The sequence below is a fragment of the Duganella sp. sic0402 genome (assembly GCF_019219065.1).
Taxonomy (GTDB): domain Bacteria; phylum Pseudomonadota; class Gammaproteobacteria; order Burkholderiales; family Burkholderiaceae_D; genus Rugamonas.
Window position 1 is genome coordinate 397823 of the sequence record NZ_JAHUWK010000002.1, and the last position, 14014, is coordinate 411836.

The 14014-nt window shown below is 60.4% G+C and carries 12 protein-coding genes; 2 read left to right on the forward strand and 10 right to left on the reverse strand.

Going from position 1 to position 14014, the window contains the following annotated elements; all coding sequences use genetic code 11:
* Positions 1–5: 5 nt before the first annotated feature.
* A complete protein-coding gene (locus KW842_RS07370) occupies positions 6–608 on the reverse strand; it encodes a toll/interleukin-1 receptor domain-containing protein (RefSeq protein ID WP_218303438.1) in 603 nt (200 codons plus the stop codon).
* A 168-nt stretch (positions 609–776) separates the two neighbouring features.
* Between KW842_RS07370 and KW842_RS07375 the strand changes: the two genes are divergently transcribed.
* Positions 777–1763, forward strand: coding sequence for an NADPH:quinone oxidoreductase family protein (locus tag KW842_RS07375; protein WP_218303439.1), 987 nt, complete (start codon positions 777–779; stop codon positions 1761–1763).
* 91 nt (positions 1764–1854) lie between these two features.
* Here the strand turns inward: KW842_RS07375 and KW842_RS07380 are convergent, their stop codons facing one another.
* Entirely contained in the window at positions 1855–3888 is a 2034-nt protein-coding gene (locus KW842_RS07380; RefSeq protein ID WP_218303440.1) for an ATP-dependent DNA helicase, read from the reverse strand.
* A 25-nt stretch (positions 3889–3913) separates the two neighbouring features.
* Positions 3914–4114 (reverse strand): YdcH family protein, encoded by a 201-nt coding sequence (locus KW842_RS07385; RefSeq protein WP_008450659.1) that lies wholly within the window; start codon positions 4112–4114, stop codon positions 3914–3916.
* Between the two features lie 115 nt (positions 4115–4229).
* On the opposite strand from KW842_RS07385, the gene KW842_RS07390 reads away from it, so the two are divergent.
* Positions 4230–4997, forward strand: coding sequence for a PP2C family serine/threonine-protein phosphatase (locus KW842_RS07390; protein ID WP_218303441.1), 768 nt, complete (start codon positions 4230–4232; stop codon positions 4995–4997).
* Here the strand turns inward: KW842_RS07390 and KW842_RS07395 are convergent, their stop codons facing one another.
* The 7 genes from KW842_RS07395 to KW842_RS07425 form a co-directional block, all read right to left on the reverse strand.
* Positions 4998–5657, reverse strand: a complete 660-nt coding sequence (locus KW842_RS07395; protein ID WP_229223549.1) for a hypothetical protein — start codon at positions 5655–5657, stop codon at positions 4998–5000.
* 8 nt (positions 5658–5665) lie between these two features.
* Entirely contained in the window at positions 5666–6763 is a 1098-nt protein-coding gene (gene zapE / locus KW842_RS07400; RefSeq protein ID WP_218303442.1) for a cell division protein ZapE, read from the reverse strand.
* Between the two features lie 67 nt (positions 6764–6830).
* Complete coding sequence (gene lpdA / locus KW842_RS07405; RefSeq protein ID WP_218303443.1) at positions 6831–8261, reverse strand: dihydrolipoyl dehydrogenase; 1431 nt, start codon at positions 8259–8261, stop codon at positions 6831–6833.
* A 3-nt stretch (positions 8262–8264) separates the two neighbouring features.
* Positions 8265–8594 carry a PspC domain-containing protein gene (locus tag KW842_RS07410; RefSeq protein WP_218303444.1) on the reverse strand — a complete coding sequence of 110 codons (330 nt, stop codon included), beginning with the start codon at positions 8592–8594 and terminating at the stop codon, positions 8265–8267.
* A gap of 56 nt (positions 8595–8650) precedes the next feature.
* The gene (odhB, locus tag KW842_RS07415; protein ID WP_218303445.1) at positions 8651–9907 is read right to left on the reverse strand and encodes a 2-oxoglutarate dehydrogenase complex dihydrolipoyllysine-residue succinyltransferase; all 1257 of its coding nucleotides are present in this window, start codon (positions 9905–9907) and stop codon (positions 8651–8653) included.
* A gap of 77 nt (positions 9908–9984) precedes the next feature.
* A complete protein-coding gene (locus KW842_RS07420) occupies positions 9985–12840 on the reverse strand; it encodes a 2-oxoglutarate dehydrogenase E1 component (RefSeq protein ID WP_218303446.1) in 2856 nt (951 codons plus the stop codon).
* A 214-nt stretch (positions 12841–13054) separates the two neighbouring features.
* Entirely contained in the window at positions 13055–13960 is a 906-nt protein-coding gene (locus KW842_RS07425; RefSeq protein ID WP_218303447.1) for a LysR family transcriptional regulator, read from the reverse strand.
* Between the last annotated feature and the right edge of the window lie 54 nt (positions 13961–14014).

Genomic DNA, 14014 nt, shown 5'->3' on the forward strand with positions numbered 1-14014 from the left:
AACCTTTAGCGAGGAAAATGTGGAGGAGGAATGGCGCGCCATTCCGGCGGAATATCCGGCAAGACGAAGCGGCTACAGTCATGCCCCGGCGGCGTGCTCTGTTTTAGACAGTGGTAATGCTCAACGATGCGGTGGACGATTTTTTCGATGTCAGGAATGAAATCCGGATTGGCCTTCAGGTCGCCGCTGGCCAAGGTGTAGCGGGAAAAATCCACATACATGCCACCGGTGATCTGCGGCGGCAGGCTGACCGGATGGCGCGTCATGATGACGGGAATGATCAGGTGGCCGGGCAGCGTGTACCACTGTTGACGCTCATGCTCGATTAGTTGCATTGCTGCAAACTCGCGCCGCGTGTAGCCATGGGCTTCGTACTTCGGTGTATAAATAACAATCATGCAAGCGCTTTCGCACAAGGCACGCGCAATCTTGCTGTCGATGTCGTCGCCGCCACCAAGCTGCTCGCTGTCCACAAAAAGTTCGTTCTCGTTGTCGAAGTGAGGCTCCAGATAACATTGCAGCGCCTCGACCAGATCGCTTTTGAACTTGCTCATATAAGCGTGCCGGCCATGCGCATAACTGATAAAACAGCCGTGACGGATCGTCATGATATTCCCCTTCGTTTAACCAACTCTAACAATCCTTTGTGCAGACACTTTGAGGCAGAACAAAGGTGCGTCGGTCTGAAGTTTGCGCAAACGGCTGGCGCTTTCAGGTAAGATGAAAATATAACGAGCGTTCTTTTTTCGTTCTTTATTTAAAACAAGGAGACCAGAATGAAAGCTGTCGTATGCGAAGCGTGGGGCCTGCCTGACACCTTAAAAGTAAAAGAATTACAAGATCCTCAACCCGGCCCTGGCCAGGTGGTGATTGAGGTTCAGGCCGCTGGCGTGAACTTTCCGGACGTGTTAATCGTGCAAGGAAAGTATCAATTCAAACCGGAACTGCCCTTCGTGCCCGGCAGCGAAGTGTCGGGCGTGATCCGCGCGATTGCTGTTGATGTGACAACTTTCAAGGTCGGCGACAAGGTCATCGCCTTCACGTCAACCGGTGGTTTTGGCCAACAATTATTAGCGCCTGTGCAAGCCTTGATCCCCATGCCGCCAGGCATGGATTTCGACACGGCGGCGGCCATTACCCTGACTTATGGCACCTCGTATCATGCGATTGTCGACCGGGCCAAGCTAAAAAATGGTGAGAACATGCTCATTCTTGGCGCAGCTGGAGGGGTGGGCCTGGCGGCGATCGAGATCGGAAAAGCCCTTGGAGCCCGCATTATTGCTTGCGCTTCGAGCGAGGAGAAGCTGGCAGTGTGCCGCCAGCATGGTGCCGACGTGCTGATCAACTACAGCCGGGAGGATTGGCGCGAGGCGGTCAAGGCGGCGACTGGCGGCAAAGGGGTGGATGTGGTTTACGACCCGGTCGGCGGCGATTACGCCGAGCCGGCCTTCCGTTCGATTGCGTGGGGCGGACGCTATCTGGTTGTCGGTTTTGCAAATGGGGAGATTCCCAAATTGCCGCTGAATCTGACCTTGCTCAAAGGCGCCTCACTGGTCGGCGTGTTCTGGGGCGAGTTCACCAAGCGTGATCCAAAAGGCAATATGGGAAATATGCGGCAGCTGTTGCAGTGGTTGCAGGAGGGTAAGATCAAGCCGCGGATTTCAGCGCGCTACGCACTCAACGATGCGCCCCAGGCGCTGAACGATATGGCGGCGCGGCGGGTGACTGGCAAGATCGTTGTGTTGCCTCAAAAGCAGCGTTGAGCAAGATCTCACCCCGCACGGCGATATGCCGGAGTCTGCTCCCGTAAGGGGCAGACCGCTTTCCGTACTGGGGTTTTGATACTGAAAGTTACTAATTGGAATTCTTGTTGCGGAAGAATTCAAGCACCATTTCCAGCTCACGGGTGCGTTTGAAGGACGGCAGGCTTTGCCAGATTCGCTTGCCGTAAGGCTTGGAAATCACCCTGGGATCGCACAGCATCAGTACGCCACGGTCACCCTCGTCGCGGATCAACCGGCCGGCGCCCTGCTTCAGATTGATGATGGCTTCCGGCAAAGTGTGGTGCATAAAGCCGTTTTTGCCTTGCTTCTCCATGACTTCGATGCGTGCGGCCAGTACCGGATCGTCCGGCGGTGCGAATGGCAATTTGTCAATAATCACCAGCGATAATGCATCGCCGCGCACGTCCACGCCCTCCCAGAAGCTTTGCGATCCGATTAGCACGCCATTGCCAGCCTTGCGGAATTGATCCAGCAATTCGGTGCGGCCTTTGTCGCCCTGAACAAACAAGGGAAACGGCAAACCGCGCTTTTCGAACTCGTCACGCAGGCGCTCGGCGGCGCGCTTGACGGCCCGCAAAGTCGTGCATAAGAGGAAAGTTTTCCCGCCCGCCGCTTCGATAATCGGTAGCGCCAGGTCCAGTACCGCGTCGGTATAACCGAAGGAATTCGGGTCCGGCAAGCCGGTCGGCACGTATAAAATGCCCTGCTCTTCGTAGTTGAACGGACTCGGCCAGGACATCGACGGCTCGTCGGTCAGCCCCATCTGTTCGGAAAAATGGCTGAAATCTTTTTTCACCGCCAGCGTCGCCGAGGTGAAAATCCAGCTGCGCGGCACGCCTTCGCGCTGGCCGGCGAAAATCGGCGCGATCGACAGTGGCGTTTTGTGCAACTGCAGCGACGATGCATAGGCCTCGACCCAGAACACCGCCTCTTCGCCCTTGGCAACCTTGGCTTTCGGATCGAACTTCCAGGCGGCCAGCCGCGACACCAGGTCGAGGCCGCGCTGGCGGCATTGTTCCAGCGTCTCAGCGCGCTCGGCCTGGGTTTCCAGCACCGCCATCATGCCGTCCAGCTCGTCTTTCAGCGTTTGCAGCGCCGGGAAGAAGTCGCTCGACGGGGCGATCTGCGGCAGCGACAGCCGCACGATATCCTGCGGGAAGGTCAGGCGCAGATCGCGCGCGGCCTTTTCCACCACAGTCACCACCTTGCCCCAGTCGGCGCCGTCGCGCGCCTGCGACAGGCCTTCGGCCAGCACATCGCGGCATAACTCCAGTACCTGCGAAGTGGAGAACGTATCGCCAAAGAACAAGGTGGCGGTGTCCGGCAGCTGATGCGCCTCGTCGAAGATAATCGTATTGGCGGACGGCAGCAGCTCGGCCACGCCGGAATCCTTCAGCGCCACGTCGGCAAAGAACAGGTGGTGATTGACCACCACCACATCCGCCTGCTGCGCTTCCTTGCGCGCCTTCATGATGAAGCAGTCCTGATAGTACTGGCATTCCGAACCCATGCAGTTGTCGCGGGTCGAAGTCACCAGATTCCAGATCAGCGCGTTTTCCGGCACGCGCGCCAGCTCGGCCTTGTCGCCGGTCTTGGTCATCTTGAGGAAGCGCGAGATTTCGCGCAGATAGCCGACGTCATCGCGCGAAGTCATGCGGCCGTTCTGCAGCGTACGCTCCAGATGGTAATGGCACAGATAGTTCGAGCGCCCTTTCAGCAGCGCCACCGATACCGGCGCCTGCAAGGCCGCGCGCACGGTCGGGATATCGCGCAGGAACAGCTGGTCCTGCAAGTTCTTGGTGCCGGTCGAGACAATCGTCTTGCCGCCCCACAGCAGCGCTGGCACCAGATAGGCGAAAGTTTTGCCCGTGCCCGTGCCTGCCTCGGCGATCAGCGTGGTCTGGCCGGCGATAGCGGACGCGACCGCCTTGGCCATCTCGGTTTGCGAGCGGCGCGGACGGAAGTCGCCAACAGCCGGCCCCAGCGGTCCACCGGCGCCGAACAGGCGCTCGACCTCGGTATCGTACTTGCCGGGAGGCTGTTCAGGCGTAGCGCCGATGACGGCGGGCGTGGCGTCGCTGGAAGGTGGAAGGTGTTCGGTCAAAATAAACTTGGTAGTGGCGTTCGGCTCAGGCCGGCACGTCCGGCACTAATTGCATCTTCAGCAGCGTAATATGGTCCTTCAGTTGCAGCTTGCGCTTCTTGAGGCGGCGCAATTGCAGTTGATCGTGGTGGCCGTCCAGGGTGAGCATGTCGATGACCGCGTCCAGATCGCGGTGTTCGACGTCGAGTTCGATCAGTCGACGCTGGATATCTTGTACATCAGTCATATTTCTCAGCCAATTGGTTTCACTTGAACAACACTTTTGCTAACCCCGTTGCATACAAACTGCGACACGGTGCATAGTTTAATCTACGCCGCGTCGGACGCCAACAAATCATCTTATGAGCCCTTATAAAATCGAGGCCGGAACCGCCCAGCACGTCGGCAACCGCAAGCAGCAGCACGACCGGGTCGCGCTGTTCACCTCGGCCCAGGCGCCCGGCTACGTGATGGCGGTATTGGCCGACGGCGGCAACAGCGCCATCGCCTCCGACCAGGCGCTACTCACCAGCAAACATCTGTTTGACGCCTTCCGCGGCAGCGGCGGCGCCAGTTTGCAGCGGCTGGAACAGCTGTTGCGCGACATCGCCCAGGAGGCGCACGATGTGGTGCGGATGCATCCCATCGCCGCCCTCGACGAGCCACACAGCGCGCTGGCGCTGCTGGTATTGACGCCACAGGCGCAGGCGGTGTGGGCGCATGTCGGCGACGCGCGCATTTACCGCTTCAGCGGCGAAAGCTGCGCAATGCGCACCGACGATGCCGCTTACCTCGCGCACCTGGTTGAGCACGACAAGCTGCCGGCTGAAGCGGCAGCCAAGCACCGCAACTCGCGTCTGCTGCATAACACACTGGGCAATCACTTGAAAAATCCGTTTATCACTGTCGGCACGCACCAGGGCTTGCAGCCCGGCGACGCCTTGATGCTGTGTTCGGACGGTTTGTGGCAGCTGTTTGCACAGGAAGAACTGGCAGCCGTGGTGGCGCGCCATACACCGCGCCAGGCCGCCGAAAAGCTGATCGGCAAGGCGGCCGAACGCGCCCAGGGCAATGGCGACAACTGCTCGATGGCCATCATCAAGCTGGCGCCGCCCGCCCCGCGCACCTGATTACCTGGCTGGCGCTGGCTGCGCCGCCTTCTTCGCGGCAGCCGCTTCTTTCTCGGCGGCCTTGCGCGCCTTCTCTTCGTTCTCCAGCTTCTTGCGGGCGACGATTTCCTGGCGACGCTGGGATTCCGCCTGCTTGCGCTCGAACGCGGCAACATTGGCGTCGCGCTTGGTGGCGTTGGCTGCGTCCTTCTGCTCCTGACGCTTTACCTTCGCTTCATGCTGGGCTTCGCGCTCGGCCACGCGCGGACCGGTCGGCGCCTTCGGCTCCGCATGCTCTTCTTTTGGCGCCTTCGGCGGCTGGGCCGCGCGCAGCGCTGCTTCCTCCGCGTCCTTGCGGGTACGCTCGGCCAGGTCGGCGTCGCGCTTGGCAACCGAGGCGACCCGTTTGAAGTGTTCGGCATCCACCTCGCGGACACGGATCTCAGCCAGCGCCACGCGGCGCTTTTCCTTGGCCTTGTCCAGGCAGTTATTGACGAAGAACTTGGTATAGCACTCGCGCTCGCTGGCGGAGAACTCGGCGTTGACCGCGTTGCGGTCCTTGGCGACCAGCGCCAGCGCAGCATCGGCCTGCTCGACCGACTGCACCGGCTGAACTGGCTGGGCTGGCGCCGCTGCGCTCAGCACGGCCAGCGCCATGAATATAAAACGGGCTTTCATCATCCTATCCTTCACGACAGCGACGCGGCGGCGCCACGCTGCTGGCGGTTCATGTATTCCTGCGATTGCATCTCAACGATACGCGACACGGTGCGATGGAATTCGTTGGCCATGGCGCCGGTCGTGTACAACTCTTCCGGCGCCACTTCGGCCGACATCAGCAGTTTTACGCCCTGGTCGTAGAACACGTCGATCAGCCAGGTGAAGCGGCGCGCTTCCGACGACATCGAGGCCGACATCATCGGCACACCCGACAATATCACGGTATGGAAACGGCTGGCGATTTCCAGGTAATCGTTCTGCGAGCGCGGGCCGCCGCACAAGGTGTTGAAGTCGAACCAGATGATGGTGCCGGCGCGGCGCAGCGAGCGGATTTCGCGCGCCTCGATGCGGATCACCGGATCTTCGTCGGCAGTTTCAGCAACGCTGGCATAGGCTTCGCGCAGCGCCGCATCCGTCTTGGCGTTGAGCGGCGTGTAGTAGGCCTCGACCTGTTCCAGCGCGCGGCCGCGATAGTCGATGCCGGCGTCGATATTCATTACATCCAGCTTCTCGTACAGCAGCGCAATGGTCGGCAGGATGCGGTCGCGGTGCAGGCCGTCCGGATACAGCAGGTTGGGATCGTAGTTGGAGGTCATGATGAAGGATACGCCGTTGTCGAACAGCGCCTTCAGCAGGTTATACATGATCATCGCATCGGCCACGTCCGAGATGTGGAACTCGTCGAAGCAGATCAGCCGGTATTTTTTGGCGACGCGCTTGGCCACCTCGTCCAGCGGGTCGGCCACGCCGCGCAGCTCGTCCAGCTGGCGGTGCACATCGCGCATGAATTCATGGAAGTGCAGCCGGGTCTTGCGCACCAGCGGCACCACCGAGAAGAAACTGTCCATCAGGAAGGACTTGCCACGTCCGACGCCGCCCCACATATACACGCCTTTCGGCACCGCCGGACGGTTGATCAGGCGCTTGAAGGTGCTGGAGCGCTGGCCCTTGTAGCTCACCCACTCGTCATAGCATTGCTGCAGACGGGTGATGGCGCGCTGCTGCGCCTCGTCAGCCTTGTAGCCGCGCTGCGACAGCGCGTTGTGGTAGTACTCTTGGACGTTCATAAGTTCATTCTGCACAAACAAAAACGGCGGGCCATAGCGGCCCGCCCTGTTTACAAGCTACATCAACTTAGAAGTTGAGGGTACGCTTGTCGATTGCCAGCGCGGCTTCCTTGGTCGCTTCCGACAGCGAAGGGTGAGCGTGGCAGATGCGCGCGATGTCTTCAGCCGAAGCCTTGAACTCCATCGCAACCACGGCTTCCGAGATCAGTTCCGAAGCCATCGGGCCAATGATGTGCACGCCCAGGATTTCGTCGGTGTTCGCGTCCGCCAGGAACTTGACCATGCCCGAGGTATCGCCCAGCGCGCGTGCGCGGCCGTTGGCCAGGAATGGGAAGGTGCCGGCTTTGTAAGCCACGCCGTCGGCCTTCAGTTGCTGCTCGGTGCGGCCTACCCACGCGATTTCCGGCGAGGTGTAGATCACCCAAGGGATGGTCGCAAAGTTGGTGTGGCCGTGCTGGCCAGCCATGCGCTCGGCAACGGCAACGCCCTCTTCTTCCGCTTTGTGCGCCAGCATCGGGCCACGTACCACGTCGCCGATTGCCCAGACGCCTGGCAGATTGGTTTTGCAGTCGTCGTCAACCGCCACGAAGCCGCGCTCGTCCAGCGCCAGGCCGACTTTGTCAGCAGCCAGGCCGTTGGTGTTCGGGGTGCGGCCGATCGATACGATCAGCTTGTCGAACACGGCGGTGTTGGCTTCGCCCTTGGCGTTTTCGAATTCAACGGTAACGTCGTTCGCGCCCTTGGTAATCTTGCCGATCTTGATGCCCAGGTTGATGTTCAGGCCTTGTTTGGTGAACAGCTTGTTGGCTTCCTTGGCGATCTGCTCGTCCACCGCGCCGAGGAAGGTCGGCAGACCTTCCAGCACGGTCACTTCCGAACCCAGGCGACGCCATACCGAACCCATTTCCAGGCCGATCACGCCGGCGCCGATCACGCCCAGCTTCTTCGGCACTTCGCCGATGGCCAGCGCGCCGGTGTTCGACAGGATCAGTTGCTCGTCGAATTCAGCGCCTGGCAGAGCGCGCGCGTTCGAACCGGTGGCGATGATGACTTGCTTGGCAGTGATGCTCTCGTTGGCAGGCGCCGAGATGGTCAGCGGGTAGCCTTCAGCGGTGGCGGCGCCGGCGAACGATGCCAGGCCGTGGAAGAAGGTGACCTTGTTTTTCTTGAACAGGAACAGGATGCCGTCGTTGTTTTGCTTCACAACGGTGTCCTTGCGCTTGATCATCTGGCCCAGGTTCAGCGACAGGCCCGACACGTCAATGCCGTGGTCCTTGAACGCGTGACCGGCGTGCTCGTAGTGCTCCGACGATTGCAGCAGCGCTTTGGATGGAATGCAACCAACGTTGGTGCAGGTGCCGCCTGGTGCAGGACCGCCCTTTTCATTTGCCCATGCGTCTACGCAGGCCACCGAGAAACCCAGCTGTGCAGCGCGGATAGCGGCGATATAACCGCCAGGACCTGCGCCGATAACTACTACGTCAAATTGTTTACTCATTTTTTATTGTCCAATCAGTTCGTCTTCAGGAACGAAGATCCATAACAGAATGTAGATTGCGAGGCCGAAACCGAAGGTGCAGACAAACAGCACAAACAGCAAGCGCCAGATCCAGGAATCAACACCGGTGACACGACCGAGTCCGCCGCACACGCCGCCTAGCCAGCGGTCGGTGCGCGAGCGGCGCAGGCGGGTGATGTCATCGGAGATGCCGGCGCCCTGGCTGGGCTGGTCGTTCAGCAAACGGGCTTTGGCGGCGGCGAACTCTTGGTCCGACAGCGCGCCAGCCTGGTGCAGTTCGTGCAAACGCTTGATTTCTTCAGCAACGCTCATTCATGACCTTCCTGAGAATCCCCCGAGGCCATGCGGCCCCGAGGTCATGCGATGAATTACAGGTCCAGCAGCAGACGTGCAGGATCTTCCAGCGCTTCCTTCATGGCCACCAGGCCCAGCACGGCTTCGCGGCCGTCGATGATGCGGTGGTCGTAGGACATTGCCAGGTAGTTCATCGGACGCACCACGATCTGGCCGTTTTCCACCACGGCGCGGTCTTTGGTCGCGTGCACGCCCAGGATCGCCGATTGTGGCGGGTTGATGATCGGGGTCGACAGCATCGAACCGAAGGTGCCGCCGTTCGAGATCGAGAAGGTGCCGCCGGTCAGGTCGTCCAGGGTCAGCTTGCCTTCTTTGGCTTTGGCGCCGAATTCGCCGATTTTCTTCTCGATTTCAGCGATCGACATCTGGTCGGCGTTGCGCAGGATAGGCACCACCAGGCCGCGTGGCGAACCGACAGCGATACCGATGTCGAAGTAGCCGTGGTAGATGATGTCGTTGCCGTCAACCGAGGCGTTGATGATCGGGTATTTCTTCAGCGCTGCAACAGCGGCTTTAACGAAGAACGACATGAAGCCCAGCTTGACGCCGTGTTCTTTCTCGAACTTGTCCTTGTACTTGTTGCGCAGTTCCATGACTGGCGCCATGTTGACTTCGTTGAAGGTGGTCAGGATGGCGTTGGTCGATTGCGATTGCAGCAGACGCTCGGCGATACGGGCGCGCAGACGGCTCATTGGCACGCGCTCTTCCGGACGATCGCCCAGGTTGGCGGCTGCTGGCGCAGCGACTTGTGCCAGCGCTGGCTTGGCGGCTGGTGCGGCCAGTGGTGCAACTGCTGGGGTCGACGATGCCGAAGCGGCCAGGGCGTCGCCCTTGGTCACGCGGCCATCTTTGCCCGAACCGGCGACATCGCCAGCGCTCAGGCCTTTTTCCGACAGGATCTTGGCGGCGGCTGGCATCGCCACGTCGCCTTTCGAGCCACCAGTTGCGGCGGCTGGAGCAGCGGCAGCGGCTGGCGCGGCGGCAGGTGCAGCAGCAGGAGCGGCGGCGGCTGGTGCTGCAGCGGCGCCAGCGTCGGTGTCGATGATCGCGATGACTTCGTCAGCCACCACGGTGCTGCCGTCGCCTTTGATGATTTGTACCAGCACGCCTGCGGCTGGTGCTGGCAGTTCCAGCACGACTTTATCGGTTTCGATGTCGATCAGGTTTTCGTCGCGCGCAACAGCTTCGCCGATTTTTTTGTGCCAGGTCAGCATGGTCGCTTCAGCGACGGATTCAGACAGTTGAGGAACTTTGACTTCGATTTGTGCCATGAAAAAACTCCGTATATTTTGTTTTTGCGGCGCCCGCCGCGTAGCAGCCGGGCGCTCCGTTCATAAAGTGGTGCTGCTTATTTGGTCAGGATGAAACCCTTGAGTTTCGAGAATGCGGTTTCCAGCAGCTCTTTTTGCTGAGCGTAGTGCTTGTCGTAGTAACCGACCGCTGGCGACGCCGAAGCTGGGCGGCCGGCGTAAGCCAGACGCTGCCCCGATTCCAGGCTCTCGAAGATGTTGTGCTGAATCTGGAACCATGGGCCCTGATTCTGCGGTTCGTCCTGTGCCCACACCACTTCGGTCGCGGCTGGGAACTTTTTCAGTTCGGCAGCGAAGGCCTTGTGCGGGAACGGGTACAGCTGCTCGATACGCACGATGGCGGTATCGGTCTGGCCGCGCGTTTTGCGTGCGTTGACCAGGTCGTAGTAGACCTTGCCCGAGCAGGCTACAACGCGTTTGACTTTCTTGGCGTCGATGCTCTCGTCCACTTCACCGATCACGGTCTGGAACGCGCCTTTGGCCAGTTCGCTCAGTGGCGAACCTGCATCCTTGTTACGCAGCAGCGATTTCGGGGTCATGATGACCAGCGGCTTGCGGAACTGACGCACCATCTGGCGACGCAGCACGTGGAAGATCTGCGAGGCGGTGGTTGGCTGCACCACTTGCATATTGTTGTCCGCGCACAGTTGCAGGAAGCGCTCCGGGCGTGCCGACGAGTGCTCTGGACCCTGGCCTTCGTAGCCGTGTGGCAGCATCATCACCAGGCCGGAAGCACGGCCCCACTTCACTTCGCCGGAGCTGATGAACTGGTCGATGACAACCTGGGCGCCGTTGACGAAGTCGCCGAACTGGGCTTCCCAGATGGTCAGGGTGTTTGGCTCTGCGGTCGAATAACCGTATTCGAAGCCCAGCACGGCCTCTTCCGACAGCACCGAGTCGATCACGGTGAATGGCGCCTGGCCTTCAGCAACATTCTGCAGCGGCACATAGGTGCCGGCATCCCAACGTTCACGGTTTTGATCGTGCAGCACAGCATGACGGTGCACGAAGGTGCCGCGGCCGGCGTCCTGGCCGGTCAGGCGGATCGCGTAGCCCGACGACACCAGCGACGCGAAGCCCAGGTGTTCGCCCATGCCCCAGTCCAGGTTGACTTCACCACGGCCCATGGCAGCGCGGTCAGCCAGCACTTTTTCCACCAGCGAGTGGACTTTGAAACCTTCCGGCACGGTGGTAATGCGGGTGGCCAGGCGTTTCAGTTCGGTCAGCGGTACGGCGGTGTCGGCGGCGTCGGTCCATTTCTTGTTCAGGAACGGCAGCCAGTCGACGGCGAACTTGTTCTTGAAGTTGGAGATGACTGGATCAACGGTGTGCTTGCCGGCGTCCATGGCGTCACGGAAGGCCGCTTGCAGCTGCTCGCCGCCATCGGCCGCGATCACGCCCTGGGTGGCCAGCTTGTCCGCATACAGCTTGCGGGTGCCTGGGTGCTTGCCGATTTTCTTGTACATCAGCGGCTGGGTCAGCGCTGGGGTATCTTGCTCGTTGTGGCCCAGTTTGCGGTAGCAGATGATGTCGACCACGATGTCCTTGCCGAATTCGGCGCGGTAGTCCATGGCGATCTGCGATGCCAGCACGGTCGCTTCCGGATCATCGGCGTTGACGTGCAGCACAGGCGCTTCAATCATCTTGACCACGTCCGAGCAGTAGATGGTCGAACGGGCGTCGCGTGGGTCGGAGGTGGTGAAACCGATCTGGTTGTTGATCACGATGTGCACAGTACCGCCGGTGCCGTAGCCACGGGTTTGCGCCAGATTCAGGGTTTCCATCACAACACCCTGGCCGGCGAATGCTGCATCGCCGTGTACCAGGATAGGCAGCACTTGTTTGCCGCCGTGGTCGCCGCGACGGTCCATACGCGCTTTGACCGAACCTTCAACCACTGGGTTGACGATTTCCAGGTGCGATGGGTTGAATGCCAGCGACAGGTGGACTGGACCGCCAGCGGTCGAGATGTCCGACGAGAAGCCCTGGTGGTATTTCACGTCGCCTGCTGGCAGGTCGTCGCCGTGTTTGCCTTCGAATTCTTCGAACAGGTCCTTGGGCGCTTTGCCCAGGGTGTTGACCAGCACGTTCAGACGGCCACGGTGGGCCATGCCGATCACGATCTCTTGCACGCCTTTTTCACCGGCGCGCTGGATGATCTCGTCGATCGAGGCGATGAAGGTTTCGCCGCCTTCCAGCGAGAAGCGCTTCTGGCCGACGTACTTGGTATGCAGGTAGCGTTCCAGGCCTTCGGCAGCGGTCAGGCGCTCCAGGATGTGCTTTTTCTTTTCCGGGCTGAAACTTGGGGTCGAGCGGATCGACTCCAGGCGCTCTTGCAGCCAGCGCTTTTCGGTCGGATCGGAGATGTACATATACTCTGCGCCGATCGAACGGGTATACGTGTCGCGCAGGAAGTTCAGCAAGTCGCGCAGGGTCGCGGTCTCGCCACCGAAATAGGTGTTGCTGATGTTGAATACGGTGTCCATGTCCGCATCCGTGAAGCCGTAGAAGCTAGGCTCCAGTTCAGGAATGCTTGGACGCTCCTGGCGTTGCAGCGGGTCCAGGTTAGCCCAGCGAGAGCCCAGATAACGGTAGGCTGCGATCAGCTGGGTAACGGCCACGCGCTTGCGACCCATTTCGACGTCGGCGGAAGCGGTTACGGTACGGATAGGACCTGCTTTGGCGCGCTCGGCGAAGGAGGCGATGACGGAAGCGTGGACGACGTCGGCTTTATTGGAGCCATCGACGGCCGGCACGTGTTGCATGGCGTCGAAGTAGGCGCGCCAGTTGTCTGGAACCGAGCCTGGGTTATTCAGATACGCTTCGTACAGTTCTTCAACGTACGGAGCATTCCCACCGAACAGGTAGGAGTTGGACGTATATTGTTGCATCATTCTTGCTCACCTTTCTTCGCGTTTCGCGAGGAATTAGCGGGTTAGTCTAACCTTCCGCGACACGGCCTGACCGGTTAGCGGATTGCACATCAAGTTGTGGGGGAAGGGCTTTTGTTCGGGTGTTACCTAAAACGGGCCATTCAGCATAGCACCGGTATTGTATCGCAACAACCATTTGTGCGGAAAAATACCGATGAAACTTTCAGCATTAATGTTAACTTAAGCCGCGCCGCTGCTCGCTCTCAAACCGGGTTAGCAATAAGTCCAGCATGGCGCGCAGCGCCGGCGACATATGCTGGCGCGAGGTGTAAATCCCGTAAATCCCCATACTTAAGGGAGTGTAGCCCGGAAGCAACGCCACCAGCTTGCCTTGCCCGATCAGCGGCGCGGCGCTGTACCGCGGCTGCAGGGCGATGCCGGCGCCCTGCTCCACCGCTGTCAGCAGGATGAAATCCTCGTTGGCTGACAGATTGCCGCTGACCGGCACCGACAGCGCGGCGCCGCCGGCATCGCTGAACTGCCACAGGCTTTTGCCGAAATAGGTATAGGTCAGGCAGTTGTGGCTGGCCAGGTCCTGCGGCAGCTGCGGCGTGCCGTGCTGCGCCAGATAGGATGGTGCGGCGCACACCACCGAGTCGCACACGCCCAGCTGGCGGGCGATCAGGTTCGGCTCCAGTGTATTGGTGACGCGCAGCGCCAGGTCGATGCGCTCCTCGATCAGATTGACTGCGCGGTTACTCATCTGCAAGTCGACCGAGGTGCGCGGATAACGCTGCAGATACTCGCCGACAGCGCCCAGCAGCTGAGCCTGGGCCAGCGCTTGCGAGCAAGTGATGCGCAACAAGCCCTGCGGCGTGTCGGCGTCTGCGCCTGCCGCCACCGCCATATCATCGGCCACTTCCAGCATGCGGCGGCAGCGCGCCAGCGTCAGTTCGCCCGCATCGGTCAGGCTCAGGCGGCGGGTGCTGCGATGCAGCAGGCGGGCGCCGGCCCAGGCCTCCATTTCAGCCAGATAGCGCGTCACCATGGCGCGCGACATGTCCAGCGCTTCGGCGGCGGCGATCATGCTGCCACGCTCGGCGATGCTGATAAATACCCGTGCGGCGGTGATACGATCCATGATTCGTCCGATTTATGCAATTAACAAGCGCAGATTACCGTATTTTTCTAACGG

Coding starts and splice junctions, on each gene's coding strand:
- KW842_RS07385 (WP_008450659.1), bottom strand. CDS start 4,114: ATGACTGATGTACAAGATATCCAGCGTCGACTGATCGAACTCGACGTC.
- KW842_RS07375 (WP_218303439.1), top strand. CDS start 777: ATGAAAGCTGTCGTATGCGAAGCGTGGGGCCTGCCTGACACCTTAAAA.
- KW842_RS07370 (WP_218303438.1), bottom strand. CDS start 608: ATGACGATCCGTCACGGCTGTTTTATCAGTTATGCGCATGGCCGGCAC.
- lpdA (WP_218303443.1), bottom strand. CDS start 8,261: ATGAGTAAACAATTTGACGTAGTAGTTATCGGCGCAGGTCCTGGCGGT.
- KW842_RS07395 (WP_229223549.1), bottom strand. CDS start 5,657: ATGATGAAAGCCCGTTTTATATTCATGGCGCTGGCCGTGCTGAGCGCA.
- odhB (WP_218303445.1), bottom strand. CDS start 9,907: ATGGCACAAATCGAAGTCAAAGTTCCTCAACTGTCTGAATCCGTCGCT.
- KW842_RS07390 (WP_218303441.1), top strand. CDS start 4,230: ATGAGCCCTTATAAAATCGAGGCCGGAACCGCCCAGCACGTCGGCAAC.
- KW842_RS07420 (WP_218303446.1), bottom strand. CDS start 12,840: ATGATGCAACAATATACGTCCAACTCCTACCTGTTCGGTGGGAATGCT.
- zapE (WP_218303442.1), bottom strand. CDS start 6,763: ATGAACGTCCAAGAGTACTACCACAACGCGCTGTCGCAGCGCGGCTAC.
- KW842_RS07425 (WP_218303447.1), bottom strand. CDS start 13,960: ATGGATCGTATCACCGCCGCACGGGTATTTATCAGCATCGCCGAGCGT.
- KW842_RS07410 (WP_218303444.1), bottom strand. CDS start 8,594: ATGAGCGTTGCTGAAGAAATCAAGCGTTTGCACGAACTGCACCAGGCT.